Source organism: Pseudomonas sp. TE21435 (genome assembly GCF_056279265.1).
This window is the reverse complement of the sequence record NZ_JBWBQZ010000001.1, coordinates 544,529-564,995: the sequence shown is the minus strand read 5'-3', so window position 1 is coordinate 564,995 and position 20,467 is coordinate 544,529. Positions and strand designations below refer to the sequence as shown.

Below are 20,467 nucleotides of genomic sequence, written 5' to 3'. Positions count from 1 at the left end.
GGCCATTGTGCCGGGCTTTTTTGTGCCTGGTGAAACGCATCGCGGCTAAAGCCGCTCCTACAGGCACCACGTATCCCTGTAGGAGCGGCTTTAGCCACGATGGGCCGCAAAGCGGCCCCAGCCTTACGCAACCTCAGCCGTGGTCTCGTAATCGAACACCAGCTCATCATCACGCAGGTCGATGTGCACCACACCGCCATGCTCGGCCAGCTCACCGAACAGGATCTCTTCGGCCAACGGCCGCTTGATCTTGTCCTGGATCAGCCGCGCCATTGGCCGCGCACCCATCTGCACGTCGTAGCCCGAGGCCGCCAGCCAGCCGCGCGCGGCGTCGGTGACCTCCAGCAGCACACGCTTGTCTTCCAGCTGCGCCTGCAGTTCGATAAGGAACTTGTCGACAATGCTCTTGATCGTCTCGTGGGACAGGCGGCCGAACTGGATGATGGTGTCCAGGCGGTTGCGGAACTCCGGCGTGAAGCTCTTGCGGATGACCTCCATGGCGTCGGAGGAGTGGTCCTGGTGGGTGAAGCCGATCGAGGCGCGCGCGGCGGTTTCTGCACCAGCGTTGGTGGTCATGATCAGGATCACGTTGCGAAAATCCGCCTTGCGCCCGTTGTTGTCGGTCAGGGTACCGTGGTCCATAACCTGCAACAGCAGGTTGAAGACTTCCGGGTGAGCCTTCTCGATTTCATCGAGCAACAACACGCAGTGCGGCTGCTTGGTGATGGCCTCGGTCAGCAGGCCACCCTGGTCGAACCCAACGTAGCCGGGCGGCGCACCGATCAACCGCGACACGGTGTGCCGCTCCATGTACTCGGACATGTCGAAGCGCACCAACTCGACACCCAAGGCCTTGGCCAGCTGGCGAGCCGCCTCGGTCTTGCCCACGCCGGTGGGGCCGGCGAACAGGAACGAGCCCACCGGCTTGTCCGGCGCCTTGAGGCCGGCACGGGACAGCTTGATGGCGGTGGCCAGCGAGTCGATCGCCGCATCCTGGCCGAACACGGTCAGCTTCAGGTCACGCTCGAGGTTGCGCAGCAGCTCCTTGTCGGAACTGGTGACGTGCTTCGGCGGGATCCGCGCGATCTTGGCGACGATATCCTCGACCTGCGGCACGTCGATACGCTTGACGCGATTGGCTTCAGGCTGCAGGCGCTGGTAGGCGCCGGCCTCGTCGATCACGTCGATGGCCTTGTCCGGCATGTGCCGGTCATTGATGTAGCGCGACGCCAGTTCGGCGGCGGCGCGCAGGGCCTCGTCGCTGTACTCGATGTTGTGGTGGCTTTCAAAGCGCCCTTTCAGGCCACGCAGGATGCCCACGGTGTCTTCCACCGACGGTTCGGTGACATCGACCTTCTGGAAGCGACGCGCCAGCGCACGATCCTTCTCGAAGATGCCGCGGAACTCCTGGAACGTGGTTGAGCCGATGCAGCGGATCTCACCAGACGACAACAGCGGCTTGAGCAGGTTGGACGCATCCATCACGCCACCCGAAGCCGCGCCGGCGCCGATGATGGTGTGAATCTCGTCGATGAACAGGATCGCCTGCGGGCGTTTGCGCAGCTCGCCGAGCAGCGCCTTGAAGCGCTTCTCGAAGTCGCCACGGTACTTGGTGCCGGCCAGCAGCGCGCCGAGGTCCAGGGAATAGACCACGCTCTGTGCCAGCAGGTCGGGCACCTGACCATCGACGATGCGCTTGGCCAGGCCTTCGGCGATGGCAGTCTTGCCCACGCCGGCCTCGCCGACCAGCAACGGGTTGTTCTTGCGCCGACGGGCAAGGATCTGTGCGACGCGCTCGACCTCCTGCTCCCGGCCAACCAGCGGATCGATACGACCGGCACGGGCCAGTTCGTTGAGGTTGCTGGCGTAGGCGTCCAGCGGGTTGCTGGAAGAGGAAGCCTCGCCGCCCTCCTCATCCTGCATGTCCTGGTCGCTGTCGGTGTTCGGACCATGGCCCGGCACCTTGCTGATGCCATGGGCGATGTAGTTGACGACGTCGATACGCGCCACGCTCTGCTGCTTGAGCAGGAACACCGCCTGGCTTTCCTGTTCGCTGAAGATCGCCACCAGCACGTTGGCGCCGGTCACTTCGCGCTTGCCGGAGCTCTGCACGTGGAACACGGCACGCTGCAGCACGCGCTGGAAGCCCAGCGTCGGTTGCGTCTCGCGGTCCTCGTCATGCACGGGGATCAGCGGGGTGGTGGAATCGATGAACTCCTGCAGGTCGTGCTTGAGCTTGTCGAGATTGGCGCCACAGGCGCGCAGAACGGTCGCGGCAGCCTCATTGTCAAGGAGTGCCAGCAGCAGGTGTTCGACGGTCATGAACTCATGACGTTTCGAACGGGCCTCCTTGAAGGCCAGATTGAGGGTGACTTCGAGCTCGCGGTTTAACATAGCTTCACCTCATACCCAAGTGGTCGGCGATTAACCGTCCTTCTCGATTTCACAGAGTAGCGGATGCTGGCTTTCCCTGGCGTATTGGTTGACCTGCATGGCCTTTGTCTCGGCGATGTCACGGGTAAACAATCCGCACACTGCCCGCCCTTCGGTATGGACGGTCAGCATGATCTTGGTCGCCAGCTCGCGGTTCAGATTGAAGAACGTCTCGAGCACTTCGACGACGAAATCCATTGGCGTGTAGTCATCGTTGAACAAAACCACCTTGTACATCGGTGGCGCCTGCAGGATCGGCTTGGCCTCCTGGACGGCAAGGCCCGCGCCATCGTCCTCATGCCCGTCCTCATGTGACTGCGGGCGATCCTGATTGAATGTTAGTCGAATCTCACTGAGTACATGCATGGAAAGAATTTCATCATGATCGACAGGTTAAGGTTGTGGGTTGACTGCGCAGGCCCCTCCCGGCGCGGGCGCCGGCTGACCTTGACTATCGGCAAAACGGTGTTACAACCAATAAGAACCCACCGTGGTCGATAAAGATCCGCGCAGTCAACCAGATTTTCTCGCAAGGTTCGTATGCGGATGAAGTGGATGATACTCCAGTGATGGAGTCCTTTGCAGAGGGACATAGGGATGGCAAGCGGTAAAGTCAAGTGGTTCAACAATGCCAAGGGCTACGGATTCATCAACGAGGACGGTAAGACCGATGATCTGTTCGCCCACTATTCAGCGATCCAGATGGACGGTTACAAGACGCTGAAAGCCGGCCAAACCGTGAACTTCGAGATCATCCAGGGCCCCAAAGGGCTGCATGCGACCGACATCAGAAGCGCCACCAGCAACGTCCAGGCCAGCGCCACGAACCCAGGCAGCACCGTCGAAGCCTGACCTCTGGCCTGTCTGCCGGTAAACGAAAAAACCGGTCGCTCCTTTAATTAAAGAGGCGACCGGTTTTTTTGCCACGCTTACATGTGCTTGATCAACGCCTCGCCAAAGCCCGAGCTGCCGACCAGGGTCGCGCCATCCATCAGGCGCTCGAAGTCGTAGGTCACGGTCTTGGCCGCAATGGCGCCATTGGTGCCCTTGATGATCAGGTCCGCCGCCTCGGTCCAGCCCATGTGCCGCAGCATCATCTCGGCCGACAGGATCACCGACCCTGGGTTGACCTGATCCTTGCCTGCGTACTTCGGCGCGGTACCGTGAGTGGCCTCGAACATGGCCACGGTGTCCGACAGGTTGGCCCCCGGCGCGATGCCGATACCGCCCACCTCCGCCGCCAGGGCGTCGGACAGGTAGTCACCATTGAGGTTGAGCGTGGCGATTACATCGTACTCAGCCGGGCGCAGCAGGATCTGCTGGAGCATGGCGTCGGCGATGGCATCCTTGACGATCACCTCGCGGCCGGTGCGCGGGTTCTTGAACTTCATCCACGGACCGCCATCGAGCAGTTCGGCGCCGAACTCGTCGCGGGCCACCTCATAGCCCCAGTCCTTGAAGGCACCTTCGGTGAACTTCATGATGTTGCCCTTGTGCACCAGGGTCAGCGACTTGCGGTCGTTATCCACGACATATTGCAGGGCCTTGCGCACCAGGCGCTTGGTGCCTTCCTTCGATACCGGCTTGACGCCGATGCCGCAGTCCTGGTCGAAGCGGATCTTGGTGACGCCCATCTCCTCCTTGAGAAACTTGATCACTTTGTTCGCCTCGGGCGAGCCGGCCTTCCACTCGATGCCGGCATAGATGTCCTCGGAGTTCTCGCGGAAGATCACCATGTCGACGTCGCCTGGCTTTTTCACCGGGCTCGGCACGCCCTGGAACCACACCACCGGACGCAGGCACACATACAGGTCGAGTTGCTGGCGCAACGCCACGTTGAGCGAACGGATGCCGCCACCGACCGGCGTGGTCAGCGGCCCCTTGATCGACACCACATAGTCTTTCACCGCATCCAGGGTTTCCTGGGGCAGCCAGGTGTCCTGGTCATAGACCTGGGTGGCCTTCTCGCCAGCGTACACCTCCATCCAGGCGATCTTGCGCTTGCCGCCATAGGCCTTCTCCACAGCGGCATCCACCACCTTGATCATCACCGGCGAGACGTCCACGCCGATGCCGTCGCCTTCGATGTAGGGAATGATGGGGTTGTCGGGAACATTGAGCGAATGGTCTGCATTGACGGTGATCTTGGCACCATCGGTCGGAACCTTGATTTTCTGGTATCCCATGCTGCACTACTCCGCTTTTCCTGGGTGATTGGAAATCGTGCGATCCACTGAGCCTAAACCACATCCGCCGACCTGCAAGGCAGGAGCCCGCCAACACCGGCAAACAGCTGGCAAATGCCTGCGGCAACACGCCACATTGCCCCTACGTCTTTGGTCTTATAAATGCGCTGATACCACTTCGCCTTGCTGATTAGCCCAAAGGGTTTGATATACTCCGGCGCGACCATAGGGTCATCGGGGCGAACCCTAGGAAAATGCGGCTCGCCCTTGGTCATGAATGGCCACAAAGCCTGGGTCGTTACCGCGGCCCAGCACTTGACGCTCGACTGATGCATCCACCATCACCGCTCGCAGCCTCTCGACTTTCCGCTCATGGCGTCGCCAGGGCGAAGCGCCTACCCTGCGCACCTCGAGACTCGAGTACGCTCAGCACATAGAGAGTTAACCCGCATGCCCACCCGTTCCAAGATCATCTACACCTTCACCGACGAAGCCCCCGCCCTCGCCACCTACTCGCTGCTGCCGATCGTCGAGGCGTTCACTGCCTCCGCCGACATCGCCGTCGAAACCCGCGACATCTCCCTGGCCGGCCGTATTCTCGCCGCCTTCCCGGAGCAACTGGGCGCCGAGAAGCAGGTAGGCGATCACCTGGCGGAACTGGGCCAGCTGGCCACCACCCCTGAAGCCAACATCATCAAGCTGCCGAATATTTCCGCTTCGGTTCCACAGCTGAAGGCCGCGATCAAGGAGCTGCAAGCCAAGGGCTTCAACATCCCCGACTACGCCGACGAGCCGGCCAGCGCCGAAGAGAAAGAATCGCGCGCCCGCTACGACCGCATCAAGGGCAGCGCCGTGAACCCGGTCCTGCGCGAAGGCAACTCTGACCGCCGCGCGCCGCTGTCGGTCAAGAACTACGCCCGTAAGCACCCACACAAGATGGGCGCCTGGGCCGCCGACTCCAAGTCGCACGTTGCCCACATGACCCAGGGCGACTTCTACGGCAGCGAGAAGGCCGCGCTGATCGAGGCTGACGACAGCCTGCGCATCGAGCTGGTCGGCAAGGACGGCAGCACCACCGTGCTGAAAGAAAAGACCGCCGTCAAAGCGGCCGAAGTGATCGACTGCGCGACCATGAGCCGCAAGGCCCTCAAAGCCTTCATCGCCGAGCAGATCGCCGATGCCAAGGCCTCCGGCGTGCTGCTGTCGGTGCACCTGAAAGCCACCATGATGAAGGTTTCCGACCCGATCATGTTCGGCGTGATCGTCGAAGAGTTCTACAACGACGTGCTCGCCAAGCACGCCGCCGCGCTGGCCGAAGTGGGCTTCAACGCCAACAACGGCATCGGCGACCTGTACGCCCGCATCAAGGACCTGCCTGCTGAAAAGCAAGCCGAGATCGAAGCCGACATCCAGGCCCTGTACGCCGTTCGCCCGGCCCTGGCCATGGTCAACTCGGACAAGGGCATCACCAACCTGCACGTACCGAGCGACGTCATCGTCGACGCCTCGATGCCGGCAATGATCCGCGACTCGGGCAAGATGTGGAACACCGCAGGTGAGCTGCAGGACGCCAAGGCCGTGATCCCGGACCGCTGCTACGCCGGCATCTACCAGGCTACCATCGAAGACTGCAAGGCCAACGGCGCCTTCGACCCGACCACCATGGGCAGCGTGCCGAACGTTGGCCTGATGGCGCAGAAAGCCGAAGAGTACGGCTCCCACGACAAGACCTTCCAGATCAAGGCCGACGGCGTCGTGCGTGTGGTTGACGGCAAGGGCAAGGTCGTCCTGGAGCAGAACGTCGAAGCCGGTGACATCTTCCGCATGTGCCAGACCAAGGACGCGCCGATCCAGGACTGGGTCAAGCTGGCCGTCAACCGTGCCCGCCTGAGCAACACCCCGGCGGTGTTCTGGCTGGACCCGGCCCGCGCCCACGACGGCGTGATGATCGAGAAGGTGCAGCAGTACCTGAAGGATCACGACACCGCCGGCCTGGATATCCGCATCCTGGCCCCGGTCGACGCCATCAAGTTCTCCCTGGCCCGCATCCGCGAAGGCAAGGACACCATCTCGGTGACCGGCAACGTGCTGCGCGACTACCTGACCGACCTGTTCCCGATCATGGAGCTGGGCACCAGCGCCAAGATGCTGTCGATCGTGCCGCTGATGAACGGCGGTGGCCTGTTCGAAACTGGCGCCGGTGGTTCGGCACCGAAGCACGTGCAGCAGCTGGTTGAAGAGAACTTCCTGCGTTGGGACTCGCTGGGTGAATTCCTGGCCCTGGCCGCTTCCCTGGAGCACCTGGGCAACACCTACGACAACCCGCGCGCCAAGGTCCTGGCCAACACCCTGGACCAGGCCACCGGCAAGTTCCTCGACACCAACAAGTCGCCTTCGCGCAAGGTTGGCGGTATCGACAACCGTGGCAGCCACTTCTACCTGACCCTGTACTGGGCAGAAGCACTGGCCGCCCAGTCCGACGACGCCGCCCTGCAGGCGCGCTTCGCCCCGCTGGCCAAGACCCTGAGCGAGAACGAAGCGACCATCGTCGCCGAGCTCAACGCTGTCCAGGGCAAGCCGGCCGACATCGGTGGCTACTACGCCCCGGATGCCGAGCTGACCGCCAAGGTGATGCGCCCAAGCCAGACCCTGAACAGCGCCATCGCCGCACTGTAAGGCTCGCTTGACGTAACAACACAAACCCCGGCCACGCACCGGGGTTTGTGCTTTCTGGGACTGGGACTGCTGCGCATCCCCCGCATGCAAAAGGACAACCCCAATGACCTGGCAACCCCACATCACTGTCGCCACCGTCGTCGAACACGAGGGCAAGTTCCTCTTCGTCGAGGAATTCAAGGCCGGCCAGCATGTCTTCAACCAGCCCGCCGGCCACCTCGAAGCCAATGAAACCATCACCCAGGCCGCCCTGCGCGAAACCCTCGAGGAAACCGCCTGGGAAGTCGAGCTCACCGGCGTGGTCGGGATCTACCTGTACACCGCCCCCAGCAACGGCGTCACCTACCAGCGCATCTGCTTCGCCGCCCGCCCCGTGCGCCACCAGCAGGACCGCGACCTGGACAGCGACATCGTCCGCGCCGTATGGCTGACCCGCGACGAACTGCTGGCCGAGCCGTCGCGCTGGCGCAGCGAGTTGGTGCCACGCTGCCTCGACGACTACCTCAAAGGCCCACTGCACAGCCTTGACCTGCTGCGCGACTGACGCCGGTTTGATAGAATCGGCGTTTTTCCCCTCTGATACACATCGGTAGCCATGACCAGCCCAGCACTCAAAGACCCCGCCAAGACCCGCGTCATCGTCGGCATGTCCGGCGGCGTGGACTCTTCCGTCTCCGCCCTTCTGCTCATGGAGCAGGGCTACCAGGTGGAAGGTCTGTTCATGAAGAACTGGGAAGAGGACGACGGCACCGAATACTGCACCGCCCGCGAAGACCTGGCCGACGCCCAGGCCGTGTGCGACCGCATCGGCATCAAGCTGCACACCGCCAACTTCGCCGCCGAGTACTGGGACAACGTGTTCGAGCACTTCCTCGAGGAGTACAAGGCCGGCCGCACGCCGAACCCGGATATCCTCTGCAACCGCGAAATCAAGTTCAAGGCCTTCCTCGACTACGCCCTGTCCCTGGGCGCCGACCTGATCGCCACCGGCCACTATGTGCGCCGCCGCGACACTGGCGAGCTGACCGAGCTGCTCAAGGGCCTGGACCCGAACAAGGACCAGAGCTACTTCCTGCACGCCGTCGGCGGCAAGGAAATCGCCCGCACCCTGTTCCCGGTAGGCGAACTGGAGAAACCCGAGGTACGCGCCATCGCCGAGAAACACGGCCTGGCCACGGCCAAGAAGAAGGACTCCACCGGTATCTGCTTCATCGGCGAGCGCCGTTTCAGCGACTTCCTCAAGCAGTACCTGCCGGCCCAGCCGGGCGAGATCCAGACCACCGAGGGTGAAGTGATCGGCCAGCACCACGGCCTGATGTACCACACCATCGGCCAGCGCCAGGGCCTGGGCATCGGCGGCCTGAAGGACGCCAGCGACGAGCCGTGGTACGTGCTGGAAAAAGACCTCACGCGCAATGTGCTGGTGGTCGGCCAGGGCAACGAGCATCCGTGGCTGTTCTCCCGCGCCCTGCTGGCCTCGGAAATTTTCTGGGTAAACCCGATCGACCTGTCCAGCCCGCGCAAGCTCACCGCCAAGGTGCGCTACCGCCAGGGCGACCAGCAGTGCACGCTGGAGCAGACCGCCAGCGGCTACCGCGCAGTGTTCGACGAGCCGCAGCGCGCTGTCACCCCGGGCCAGTCGGTGGTGTTCTACGACGGCGAGGTATGCCTGGGCGGCGGCGTGATCGAAATCGCCGAGCCATGGAGCCCGCGCCCATGAACAACCTCCAGGAGCAACTGATTGCCCTGGGCGGCGTGTTCCAGGCCGCCGTGCTGGTGGACCGCATCGCCCGCACCGGCCAGGCCAGTGAAGCCAATATCGGCTGCATGCTCGGCAGCCTGCTGGTGGTCGACCCCAAGGACACCCTGGAAGTGTTCGGCGGCGACGACCTCAACCTGCGCGACGGTTACCGGGCACTGGTCGGCGCCCTGGAGCGCGACCCCAGCAGCCTGCAACGCGAGCCGCTGCGCTACGCCCTGTCGATGCTGGGCCTTGAGCGCCAACTGAACAAGCGTGGCGACCTGCTCGACACAATCGGCAACCGCCTGCCGCAGATCCAGTCCCAGGCCGAGCATTTCGGCCTGGTTCATGAAAACGTCATCGCCTCCAGCGGCGCCTTGTACCAGGACACCCTGAGCACCCTGCGCCAACGTATCCAGGTGCATGGCGACATGCGCTTCCTGCAGCAGGCCAGCAACGCCTCGAAGATCCGCGCCCTGCTGCTGGCCGGCATCCGCGCCGCACGCCTGTGGCGCCAGCTGGGCGGACATCGCTGGCAGCTGGTGTTCAGCCGGCGCAAGCTGCTCAACGAGCTGTACGGCATGATGCGTACCGCCGATTGAAATGAACCGCGGGAGCGGCGGTGCGCCGCCGCTCCCGCGCCAGCCACCACACGCTTCGAAATGGCCCGACCTTTGGTCAGCCACCCGACCCGGGCGCGTTTTTCATGTATGATATGCGCCCTTCCAAAAGCCTGACTGTCCGAGAACACCCCATGCAGCTCTCCTCGCTCACTGCGGTTTCCCCTGTAGACGGCCGTTATGCCGGCAAAACCCAGGCCCTGCGCCCCATTTTCAGCGAATTCGGCCTGATCCGTTTTCGCGCCCTGGTCGAAGTGCGCTGGCTGCAGCGCCTGGCCGCCCACCCGCAGATCGGCGAAGTGCCGGCGTTCTCCGCCGAAGCCAACGCCGTGCTGGACAGCCTGGCCACCGACTTCAAGCTCGAGCACGCCGAACGCGTCAAGGAAATCGAGCGCACCACCAACCACGACGTCAAGGCCATCGAGTACCTGCTCAAGGAGCAGGCCGCGCAGTTGCCTGAGTTGGCCAAGGTCAGCGAGTTCATCCACTTCGCCTGCACCAGCGAGGACATCAACAACCTGTCCCACGCCCTGATGCTGCGCGCCGGCCGTGACGAAGTGCTGCTGCCACTGATGCGTCAGATCGCCGAAGCGATCCGCACCCTGGCCCACACCCACGCCGCCGTGCCGATGCTCTCGCGCACCCATGGCCAGCCAGCCTCGCCGACCACCCTGGGCAAGGAACTGGCCAACGTCGTCTACCGCCTGGAGCGCCAGATCGCGCAAGTGGCCGCCGTGCCGCTGCTGGGCAAGATCAACGGCGCCGTGGGCAACTACAACGCCCACCTGTCGGCCTACTCGCAGATCGACTGGGAAGCCAACGCCCGCGCCTTCATCGAAGACGAGCTGGGCCTGGTGTTCAACCCCTACACCACCCAGATCGAGCCGCACGACTACATTGCCGAGCTGTTCGACGCCATCGCCCGCTTCAACACCATCCTCATCGACTTCGACCGCGACGTCTGGGGCTACATCTCGCTGGGCTACTTCAAGCAGAAGACCGTTGCCGGCGAAATCGGCTCCTCGACCATGCCGCACAAGGTCAACCCGATCGACTTCGAGAACTCCGAAGGCAACCTGGGTATCGCCAATGCGCTGTTCCAGCACCTGGCCAGCAAGCTGCCGATCTCGCGCTGGCAGCGTGACCTGACCGACTCTACCGTGCTGCGCAACCTGGGCGTGGGCTTCGCCCACAGCGTCATCGCCTACGAGGCCAGCCTCAAGGGCATCGGCAAGCTGGAAGTCAACGAAGCCCGTATCGCCGCTGACCTGGACGCCTGCTGGGAAGTCCTGGCCGAGCCGATCCAGACCGTGATGCGCCGCTTCAACATCGAGAACCCCTACGAGAAGCTCAAGGAGCTGACCCGTGGCAAGGGCATCACCCCTGACGCGCTGCTGACCTTCATCGACGGCCTGGACATGCCGGCCGAAGCCAAGGCCGAGCTCAAGCAACTGACCCCGGCGACCTACATCGGCAACGCGGTGGCCCAGGCAAAACGCATCTAAGCTGACCGTCGCGTGCAACGCCCGGCCTGGCCGGGCGTTTTTATTCCCGTACGAAAATTACGTTTTTTCAATAGGTTGAACATGAATTCTGATACTCCACTGCAACTGTTGGGCGGCCTCACGGCCCGTGAATTCCTGCGCGACTACTGGCAGAAGAAGCCGCTGCTGGTACGTCAGGCCTTCCCTGACTTCGTCAGCCCCATCGACGCCGACGAGTTGGCCGGCCTGGCCCTGGAAGAAGAAGTCGAGTCGCGCCTGGTGCTCGAGCACGGCGAGCGCCCGTGGGAGCTGCGCCGCGGCCCGTTCGCCGAGGACGCTTTCAGCGACCTGCCCGAGCGTGACTGGACCCTGTTGGTGCAGGCCGTGGACCAATTCGTGCCGGAAGTGGCCGAGCTGCTGGAAGAGTTCCGCTTCCTGCCGAGCTGGCGCATCGACGACGTGATGATCAGCTATGCCGCGCCCGGCGGCAGCGTCGGCCCGCACTTCGACAACTACGATGTGTTCCTGCTGCAAGGCGACGGCACGCGCAACTGGAAAGTCGGGCAGATGTGCAACAGCGACAGTGCGCTGATCGACCACGCAGACCTGCGCATCCTCGCTGATTTCGAGCAGAGCGACGAGTGGACCCTGGAACCCGGCGACATGCTCTACCTGCCGCCGCGCCTGGCCCACTACGGCGTCGCCGAGAGCGAGTGCCTGACTTACTCGGTCGGTTTCCGCGCCCCGAGCGCCGCCGAAGTGCTGACCCACTTCACCGACTTCCTCGGCCAGTTCCTGCCGGATGAAGAGCGCTACAGCGATGCCGACGCCCAGCCGGTCAGCGACCCGCACCAGATCCAGCACGATGCCCTCGACCGCCTCAAGGCGCTGATCGACAAGCATATGTCCGACAAGGACCTGCTGCTGACCTGGTTCGGCCAGTTCATGACCGAGCCTCGCTATCCTGAGCAGGTGGTGGGCGAAGAGCTCAGCGAACAGGAGCTGCTCGACTATCTCGGCCAGGGCGCCATCCTGATTCGCAACCCGAGCGCACGCCTGGCCTGGTCGGAGTTCGGTGACGACCTGCTGCTGTTCGCCAGCGGTCGCAGCTGCCCGCTGCCAGGCAAACTGCGCGAACTGCTGAAGCTGATCTGCTCCGCCGACGCCCTGCACAGCGAAAACCTGGGGCAGTGGCTGCAGGACGAAGACGGCCTGATGCTGGTACAACAGCTGGTCATGCAAGGCAGCCTGGGATTTGCCGATGAATAAGATCAGTGTTCGACTGGCCGACTGGTACAAGGACAATGCCGACATCCACCGCATCCGCAGCGCCGTGTTCGTTGCCGAGCAGCACGTGCCGCCAGAGCTGGAGTTCGACGCCGAAGACCCAACCGCCGTGCACTTCCTGGCCATGGAGGGCGACTACCCGATCGGTACTGCCCGCCTGCTGCCTGACGGCACCATCGGCCGGGTTTCGGTGCTCAAGGACTGGCGTGGCTTGCACGTGGGCGATGCGCTGATGCGCGCGGTGATCATCGAGGCGCAGAACCGTGACCTCAGCCAGCAGATGCTCAGCGCCCAGGTGCATGCAACGCCGTTCTACGAGCGCCTGGGGTTCCGCGTGGTCAGCGAGGAATTCCTCGAGGCCGGCATCCCGCATGTGGACATGGTTCGGGATTCGCGCGAGATCGCCTGAGCAACGGGCCGGCTAGCGCCAGCCATCGCCGGCAAGCCGGCTCCCACACCGACCGCGCCGCTCTCAAGCCAAGCGCCGTCCCTGTGGGAGCTGGCTTGCCAGCGATGAGGCCCTTACAAACAGCACAAGACAATTGCTCCCACGCACAGCGCTTTGCCTGAGTGAGCCAGCTTGTCGTGCCGACGAACAGCAGCCCCAGGATCAGGCAATCACGATCTGCCCATCCCCAACGCCCTGCCCCGCAATCCCCACCAGCGTCACGCTGTCCCCGCCGAACTTCAGCACCAGGTCATCCCCCACCTGGCTGGCATGGGCACGCCAGTCCGGCGCGGCGGTGCCGCCGTCCACGCCAATGAACACCAGCCGGTCCTGGCCGGTGAAGTCCAGCACCCGGTCCTGGCCGAAATGGCCGCTGAACAGGAAGGTGTCGCGCCCCCCGCCACCCATCAGCACATCGTTGCCCGTGCCGCCGACCAGCACGTCATTGCCGGCGCCGCCCTGCAGTCGGTCGTCACCGCCCAGGCCGAACAGCCACTGCCCCTGATTACCCGCCACCAGCTGGTCGCCTGCCTGGGTGCCGTTGAGCGAGGACGCGTAGGGGGTGATCTTGCCGCTTTCGAACAACCCCTGCGCCGCCACCGCGTGACTGACTTCCTTGCTGAAGATCAGCAGGCTCGACTCTTTGCTCACCAAGCTCTCGACATTGCGCACCAGGCTGATGCCGCCCTCGGCGTCGCGCACGTACAGCGTGCCTTCGCCATCCCGGACGATGCTCAGGTTGGCCAAGGCATCCTGCAGCTTCAGGGTGTCATGGCCGGCGCCACCGTCGATCAGGTTGAAACCGCCGTCATCGCGGAAGGTATCGTTGCCGGCCCGGCCTTCGAGGTAGTCGTTGCCGCGCCCGCCATGGATCAGGTCGTCCTTGTCCGAGCCGATAATGAACGTGCTGCCCTTGTGCGGCTCCGCATTGCGGTTGAGGTCCTCGACCCAGGTCGAGCCACGGGTCACGTCCGACAGGTTGCTGACCAGGATGGTCGAGTCGCGGCTGGTCCACTGATAGAAGGACGAATCCAGCACACGCCCAAGGCCATCGGTGTAGGCCGTCGGCAGGTGCGACAGCCAGGTGGCGATGTTGCCGATGGAGAACGGCAGCAGGTTCCAGGCGTCGGACGCGTAGTGGTCATTGAAGTTGACGATATTGTTGGTGGCCGAGGCCTTGGCGCCGTCGTGCACGCCCAGGGTGCCCCAGGTCGCCGAGGTGCCATCGAGCGCGCGGAACACCGGGTCGTTCTCGTAGCCGATATTGAGCACCTTGTTGGCGTCGGCAGCCTGGGTCGGTGAGGCGAAGGCGACGTAGCGCGCATCCTGGTAGAAGCCGCCCCAGCGCGAACCGCTCAGGTCGGCCAGGCTGTTGACCGCCAGGCCACCAAGGCTGTGGCCGCTGACGGTGATATCCGCGCCGCTCAGGCCGTTGGCCTTGGCAAAGGCCGCGACATCGGCGAGCAGCTGCCCGAATGCGTTACCGGCGTAATCACGGGCATAGCCTGCCGGGCCGATCGCCGCCAGCAGGTCGTTGATGGCGTCACCGATGGTGTCGCCCAGCAGGTTCTCACGCGGACCGCTGGTGCCGCGAAAAGCGATGCCGATGCCGCTGAGCTGGCCGGCGGCATCGTAGCGGCCGAGGATCTCCACCTGCGCCGAGGTGTAGCCCTGCGCTTCGCCGTGGAAGGTGCCGCGGGCGTCGGTCTTGCCCTGGTAGCCCAATTGCGCCGCGCTGATCGGCGACCAGCCGGCGGCCTTCACCTGGGCCAGGGCCCTGGCTTCGGCGTCCGGGTTCCAGGGGATGCCGGGGATCACGCCCTGGCTGTCGGTACCGCCGATCAGTGCCTTGACCAGCGTGGCCGGCAGACCTAGACCGAAGCCGTACTTCTGGTAGCCGGCGCCGAAGCCATCGTCGATGCCATGGTAGGCGTAGGTGGCCAGCGCCATGGCGTCCTTGTAAAGCGCAGAGGAGGCAGTGCTGTCGAGCTGTCGGTAATCGAATACGGGCATTGGTTTACATCCCTGTTGTTCTTGTAGGAAGGACACCCCAGCGACATCGTCCGGTGACACGACTGACGGGCGAAAGGCAAAGCTGGCACGCATTTGCCACCTCGTCCAACCCGAAGGGATGACGTCCCTGCCAAAGATGCGGGCAAAAAACCTGTACATGCATACAGATAAAACTTGCCTGCGCGCCCTGGCTTGCGCATCCTAGGGGCCAACTTTCACGATGAAGCGTTTTCGGCCATGCGCCTCTTTCTCTGCGAAAAGCCCTCCCAGGCAAAAGACATCGCCAAGGTCCTCGGCGCCCAGCGCCGCGGCGATGGCTGCTGGCAGGGCACCGATGTCTGCGTGACCTGGTGCATCGGCCACCTGCTGGAGACCGCCCCGCCGGACAGCTACGACGAGCGCTACAAACGCTGGACCCTCGAAGACCTGCCGATCATCCCGCAAAAGTGGAAGATGACCGTCAAGCCCAAGACCGCCAGCCAGTACAAGGCGGTCAAGCGCCTGCTGGGCGAAGCCCGGGAACTGGTGATCGCCACCGATGCCGACCGCGAGGGCGAGATGATTGCCCGCGAACTGGTCGAGCACTGCCGCTACCGCGGGCCGATCCAGCGCCTGTGGCTGTCGGCGCTGGACGATGCCTCGATCCGCAAGGCGCTCGGGCGCCTGCTGCCCGGCCAGGAGACCTTCAGCCTCTACCATTCGGCCCTGGGCCGCTCGCGGGCCGACTGGCTGATCGGCATGAACATGAGCCGCCTGTTCACCCTGCTCGGCCGCCAGTCCGGCTACCAGGGCGTACTGCCAGTGGGCCGGGTGCAGACCCCGACACTGCGCCTGGTGGTGGACCGCGACCGCAGCATCGCCAACTTCGTGCCCGTACCGTTCTGGGCCATCGACGTGCAACTGGAAAGCGCGGGCGCCGTGTTCAACGCCCAGTGGCGCGCCCCCGAGGACGCCTGCGACGATCAGGGCCGCTGCCTGAAGCAGGACATGGCGCAACAAGCCGCGGCCGACATGCAGGCCGCGGGCAGCGCCCGGGTGCTGAAGATCGCCACCGAACGGGTGCGCGAGGCCGCGCCGCTGCCCTTCGACCTCGGCACCCTGCAGGAGGTGTGCTCGAAGAAGCTCGGCCTCGGCGCCCAGGAAACCCTGGATATCGCCCAAGCCCTGTACGAGACCCACAAGCTCATCACCTACCCGCGCAGCGACAGCGGTTACCTGCCCCTCAGCCAGCATGGCGAGGCCCCTGCCATCCTCGCCGCCTTGCATCGCGCCGACAGCAGCCTCGCGCCACTGCGGGACTACCTGGACCCACAGCGCCGTTCGCGGGCGTGGAACGACCAGAAGGTCAGCGCCCACCACGGCATCATCCCCACCGCCGCCGCCAGTGACCCGGCGCGCCTGCCACCCAAGCACAAGGCGGTGTATACCCTGATCCGCGCCCGCTACCTGGCGCAGTTCCTGCCCAACCACGAGTACGACCGCACCCAGGCCGAGTTCGATTGTGCCGGCCATGCGCTACGCGCGGTGGGCAAACAGATTATTGAGCCCGGCTGGCGCCGTGCGCTGCCCGAGGCATTGACTCCGGCCAAGGGTCGCGAGGCGCCACCGGCCCAGGTGCTGCCGGCGTTGCGCGAAAGCCAGGACTGCACCGTGCGGGACCTGCAACTGAAAGACCTGTGGACCCAGCCACCCAAGCCGTTCACCGAAGGCGACCTGATCAAGGCGATGAAAAACGTCGCCAAGCTGGTGGACGACCCCAGGCTCAAGCAGAAGCTCAAGGAAACCACCGGCATCGGCACCGAGGCGACTCGCGCCAGCATCATCCAGGGCTTGCTCGACCGTGGCTACCTGGTCAAGAACGGCAAGGCCCTCGCGGCCACACCCGCCGCCTTCAGCCTGATCGACGCCGTGCCCCGGGCCATCGCCGACCCCGGCACCACGGCGATCTGGGAACAGGCGCTGGACATGGTGCAGAGCGGGGAAATGAGCCTGGAGGAGTTCGTCGCCCGGCAATCGGCGTGGATGGGCAAGCTGGTGCAACGTTGCAGCGGCATGCGCCTGACCATCAGCGGGCCGGCGGCGGGCAAGGCTGCGACGCCATGGAAAAAGAAGCGTAAAAGCGCGGCCAAGGACAAAGCCGCAGCCAGCAAACCCAGGCAGACGCGCCGCAAGGCGGCGACCTAACGCCTCGCGGGGGCATCCCCGACTGGCGCCATGAAAATCCTCTGCTATTTTTTCATGAAAATAATCAGAAAAAATTTCACGAGGCCCCGACATGTTCAAGCAATCCGCCCAGCACGTCGCCAGCTACTACGCCCGCACCTACCCCGCCACTATCCCCTTGCGCCCCACCCTACAGGGCGCCCACGACACCGACGTCCTGATCGTCGGTGCCGGTTTCAGCGGCCTGCATACGGCCTTGCGCCTGGCATTGGCCGGCCAGCGCGTGACCCTGCTGGAAGCCAGCCGGGTGGCCTGGGCCGCCTCGGGCCGCAACGGTGGCCAGGCACTGCCGGGCTGGTCGTGCGACATGCCCCCGTTGGAGCGAGCCCTGGGCCTGGAGCGCAGCCGGCGCCTCTGGGACAGCATGTGCTGGGCCGCCCGCGAGCTGCACGAACTGCCCCAGCGCCATGGCTTCGACGTCGATTATCGCCTGGGAAGCCTGTGGACCGCCGTGTTGCCGCGCCGCGTAAAACTGCTGGAGGAGGCCCGGCGTGAAGCACAGGAGAAGTTCGACTACGACTGCCTGCGCCTGATCGGCCGCGAGGAACTGCCCGAGTGGATCGACAGCCCCCGCTACCAGGCCGCGCTGTACGATCCCAATGGCGCCCACCTCAACCCGCTGAAGCTGGCCCAGGGCCTGGCCGGCGTGATCGAAGCGAACGGCGGGCGGATCTACGAGCAGAGCCAGGTGATCGATTACCAGGAACACGCCGGCGGCTTCGTCGCCCGCACCGATCAGGGCGAGGTGCGCAGCCGCGTAATAGTGCTCGCCTGCAACGCCTACATCGACCGCCTCGACCGCGCGCTCTCGCGTCGCCTGCTGCCGGTGGGCTCCTACCAGGTGGCCACGGCGCCGCTGGACGCCGACTTCGCCGCCTCGCTGCTGCCGCGCAACAGCTGCGTGATCGACAACCAGTTCGTCCCCGACTATTTCCGCCTCACCCCCGACCACCGCCTGCTGTTCGGCGGTGGCTGCACGTACCTCGGTGGTATCCCCAAGGACGTCGCCGGCGCCACCCGGCCGTACCTGGAGCGGGTGTTCCCACAATTGCGAGGGGTAGCCATCGAGCATGCCTGGGGCGGCCACATCGATTGCAGCATCCAGCGCACGCCGGATATCGGTCGCCAGGGCCAACGTTACTGGCTGCAGGGTTTTTCCGGCCACGGCGTACTGCCGACCCTGGCTGGTGCACGCGCGGTCAGCGACGCAATCCTCGGTGACGACGAGCTGCTGAAGCTGTACCAGGCCATCGACAATGGCCGTTTCCCAGGCGGCGACCTGCTGGCCGCGCCGCTGGAAGCGGCTGCGAAGGCCTGGTACAGGATGCGCGATCATGTCTGACGATACCCACGCCCTCGCCCGTCAGGTGCGCGACCTGCGCAAGCACCGCGGCCTGACCCTTGACGAGCTGGCAACTCGGGTCAACCGCTCGCTGGGCTTCCTCTCCCAGGTCGAACGCGGCCTGTCGCGGCCCACGGTGGCTGACCTGACCGCCATCAGCGAAGCGCTGCACGTGCCTACCACCTATTTCTACCAGGCCGTGCCGCCCCGAGAGATCGACTGGGTGACCCGCCCCGGCGAGCGGCGCACCCTGTACTACGCCGCCGGGATCACCGACGTGCTGGTCTCGCCGACGCTAAGTGGCCGCTTCGCCATGCTCGAAAGCCACCTGGCGCCCGGCGCCAGCAGTGGCGAGGGGCATCTGGACGACAGCTCGGAACAAGGCGGTTTCGTCCTTGAGGGCGAGCTGACCTTGTGGCTCGAAGGCCAGGACGGCGCCGTCACCCTGATCCCCAACGACAGCTTCCAGCTGCCACCCCACAGCCAGTTCCGCTACGCCAACCTGACCGCCCGAACGACCCGGGTTCTCTGGGTCTTCCGTTGAGAGCATGCCAATGACAAGTACAACAGGCTTCCCCGATCTGCTCAGCGAAGTACGCGCCTTGCGCACCCGACACCCCGACGTGCGCTACGTCGACCTGATCAGCCTGGACATCCCCGGGCATTTCTACGGCAAGCGCTATCCCATCGACATGCTGGAAAAAGTCGCCGCCGGCAGCCCGCTCAAGCTGCCGCAGAACTGCGTACTGCTCGGCGTGCAGGGCGGGCTGTTCCCGATCGGCGACTACTGCTTCAACGACGGCGACCCGGACGCCCCGCGCCGCCTGGTCCCCGGTACGCTCAAGCCGGTGACCTGGGAGCGAGAGCCGCTGGGGCAGATGCTGATCACCTCGGACGGCACTGCGGCGCCCATCGAGTTCGAACCCCGCGAGGTGCTGGCCCGCGTCCTGCAACGCCTCGAACGTCGAGGCATCCGCCCGGTGGTGGCGTTCGAACTGGAGTTCTACCTGTTCGACCAAGCGTTGAAAGAGGGCTTGCCGCAGTTCCCCCGCGACCCGGTCAGTGGCGATGCCGACGACCAGCCGAACATGCATATCGAGCGCCTGTCGCGCTTTGCTGATGTGCTGCGCGAAATGGTCGAGACTGCCAACATCCAGGGGGTGGACGCCAACGTCATTACCGCCGAACTGGGTCCCGGCCAGTTCGAGATCAACTTCGGCCATTGCGACGATGGCCTGCGCGCCGCCGACTGGGCGGCACTGTTCTGCCGCAGCACCCGGGGCGTGGCGCGCAAGCACGGGCTGCGCGCCTCGTTCATGAGCAAACCCTATCTGCACGCGCCGGGTAGCGGCATGCATGTGCATGTCAGCCTGTACGACCCGGCGGGCAACAACCTGTTGTCCGCCGATAACCAGCGGCCGCTGCGCCACGCCGTGGCCGGTTGCCTGGCGCTGCTGCCGCATTGCATGCCGATCTTCGCCGCCAACCACAATGCGTTTCGCCGCTACGGGGCCATGGTCAACGCCGCAAGCCGCGCCAGCTGGGGCTTCGAGGATCGCGACGCCTGTATCCGTATCCCCGAGTCGGATGCGCGCAACCTGCGGATCGAGCACCGGCTGGCCGGGGCGGATGGCAATCCGTACCTGGTGCTGGCGGCGATCCTGTGCGGCATGGAGCACGGGCTGGATGCCGCGCAGGAACCCATTGCGCCGCTGAACGAGGACCGTGGCAGCGGGATCGATTTTCCCAAGGACATGCTCGGCGCGGTGGCAGCGATGCGTGGGCATCCGGCGGTCAACGAGGGATTGGGCGCGGAGTTCGTGATGGTCTATTGCGAGAACAAGCGCCAGGACCATCTGGCGTTTCTCCAGGAGGTCAGTGCCCGGGAGTATCGCTGGTTCCTGTAATCTTCACCGGACTCATCATTGCCAAGCCCCACAGATAGACCGCGATCCCTGTGGGAGCCGGCTTGCCGGCGATGAGGCCAAAACTGGTAACACCGACCACAGGGCAT

Annotated in this window: 16 protein-coding genes; 12 read left to right on the top strand and 4 right to left on the bottom strand. The window is 64.6% G+C overall.

The features are described 5' to 3' along the window. Window positions 1-123: 123 nt before the first annotated feature. Complete coding sequence (clpA, locus tag ACZ9C1_RS02600; protein ID WP_038705843.1) at window positions 124-2,394, bottom strand: ATP-dependent Clp protease ATP-binding subunit ClpA; 2,271 nt, start codon at window positions 2,392-2,394, stop codon at window positions 124-126. Between the two features lie 30 nt (window positions 2,395-2,424). Then, window positions 2,425-2,799, bottom strand: a complete 375-nt coding sequence (gene clpS, locus ACZ9C1_RS02595) for an ATP-dependent Clp protease adapter ClpS (RefSeq protein ID WP_023630410.1) — start codon at window positions 2,797-2,799, stop codon at window positions 2,425-2,427. Window positions 2,800-3,030: 231 nt separating this feature from the next. Between clpS and cspD the strand changes: the two genes are divergently transcribed. Next, a complete protein-coding gene (gene cspD / locus ACZ9C1_RS02590) occupies window positions 3,031-3,285 on the top strand; it encodes a cold shock domain-containing protein CspD (protein ID WP_102682648.1) in 255 nt (84 codons plus the stop codon). A 77-nt stretch (window positions 3,286-3,362) separates the two neighbouring features. On the opposite strand, the gene icd is transcribed toward cspD, so the two are convergent. Beyond that, a complete protein-coding gene (gene icd, locus ACZ9C1_RS02585) occupies window positions 3,363-4,619 on the bottom strand; it encodes an NADP-dependent isocitrate dehydrogenase (protein ID WP_102682649.1) in 1,257 nt (418 codons plus the stop codon). A 450-nt stretch (window positions 4,620-5,069) separates the two neighbouring features. Here icd and ACZ9C1_RS02580 point away from each other — a divergent pair, with 450 nt between their 5' ends. From ACZ9C1_RS02580 to ACZ9C1_RS02550, 7 genes are all read left to right on the top strand, one after another. Further along, a complete protein-coding gene (locus ACZ9C1_RS02580) occupies window positions 5,070-7,295 on the top strand; it encodes an NADP-dependent isocitrate dehydrogenase (protein WP_046856175.1) in 2,226 nt (741 codons plus the stop codon). Window positions 7,296-7,398: 103 nt separating this feature from the next. Next, entirely contained in the window at window positions 7,399-7,839 is a 441-nt protein-coding gene (locus ACZ9C1_RS02575) for an NUDIX hydrolase (RefSeq protein WP_476253509.1), read from the top strand. 51 nt (window positions 7,840-7,890) lie between these two features. Beyond that, a complete protein-coding gene (mnmA, locus tag ACZ9C1_RS02570; RefSeq protein WP_102682653.1) occupies window positions 7,891-9,015 on the top strand; it encodes a tRNA 2-thiouridine(34) synthase MnmA in 1,125 nt (374 codons plus the stop codon). Next, window positions 9,012-9,638: a high frequency lysogenization protein HflD gene (hflD, locus tag ACZ9C1_RS02565; protein ID WP_102682654.1), complete on the top strand. Its 627-nt coding sequence runs from the start codon at window positions 9,012-9,014 to the stop codon at window positions 9,636-9,638. Before mnmA ends, hflD begins: the two co-directional genes overlap by 4 nt. 152 nt (window positions 9,639-9,790) lie before the next feature. Beyond that, window positions 9,791-11,161 (top strand): adenylosuccinate lyase, encoded by a 1,371-nt coding sequence (gene purB / locus ACZ9C1_RS02560; protein ID WP_046856178.1) that lies wholly within the window; start codon window positions 9,791-9,793, stop codon window positions 11,159-11,161. 81 nt (window positions 11,162-11,242) lie between these two features. Further along, window positions 11,243-12,409, top strand: coding sequence for a ribosomal protein uL16 3-hydroxylase (locus ACZ9C1_RS02555; RefSeq protein WP_102682655.1), 1,167 nt, complete (start codon window positions 11,243-11,245; stop codon window positions 12,407-12,409). After that, the gene (locus ACZ9C1_RS02550; RefSeq protein WP_102682656.1) at window positions 12,402-12,836 is read left to right on the top strand and encodes a GNAT family N-acetyltransferase; all 435 of its coding nucleotides are present in this window, start codon (window positions 12,402-12,404) and stop codon (window positions 12,834-12,836) included. The genes ACZ9C1_RS02555 and ACZ9C1_RS02550 overlap by 8 nt, the downstream gene beginning before the upstream one ends. A gap of 201 nt (window positions 12,837-13,037) precedes the next feature. On the opposite strand, the gene ACZ9C1_RS02545 is transcribed toward ACZ9C1_RS02550, so the two are convergent. Further along, window positions 13,038-14,888, bottom strand: coding sequence for a polyurethane esterase (locus ACZ9C1_RS02545; protein ID WP_476253508.1), 1,851 nt, complete (start codon window positions 14,886-14,888; stop codon window positions 13,038-13,040). A 237-nt stretch (window positions 14,889-15,125) separates the two neighbouring features. Here ACZ9C1_RS02545 and ACZ9C1_RS02540 point away from each other — a divergent pair, with 237 nt between their 5' ends. From ACZ9C1_RS02540 to ACZ9C1_RS02525, 4 genes are all read left to right on the top strand, one after another. Next, complete coding sequence (locus tag ACZ9C1_RS02540; protein ID WP_457378305.1) at window positions 15,126-17,072, top strand: DNA topoisomerase III; 1,947 nt, start codon at window positions 15,126-15,128, stop codon at window positions 17,070-17,072. 91 nt (window positions 17,073-17,163) lie between these two features. Beyond that, window positions 17,164-18,453, top strand: a complete 1,290-nt coding sequence (locus ACZ9C1_RS02535; RefSeq protein ID WP_457378304.1) for an NAD(P)/FAD-dependent oxidoreductase — start codon at window positions 17,164-17,166, stop codon at window positions 18,451-18,453. Beyond that, a complete protein-coding gene (locus ACZ9C1_RS02530; protein ID WP_277503436.1) occupies window positions 18,446-18,997 on the top strand; it encodes a helix-turn-helix domain-containing protein in 552 nt (183 codons plus the stop codon). The genes ACZ9C1_RS02535 and ACZ9C1_RS02530 overlap by 8 nt, the downstream gene beginning before the upstream one ends. A gap of 10 nt (window positions 18,998-19,007) precedes the next feature. Then, window positions 19,008-20,360, top strand: coding sequence for a glutamine synthetase family protein (locus tag ACZ9C1_RS02525; protein ID WP_102685481.1), 1,353 nt, complete (start codon window positions 19,008-19,010; stop codon window positions 20,358-20,360). Window positions 20,361-20,467: the final 107 nt, after the last annotated feature.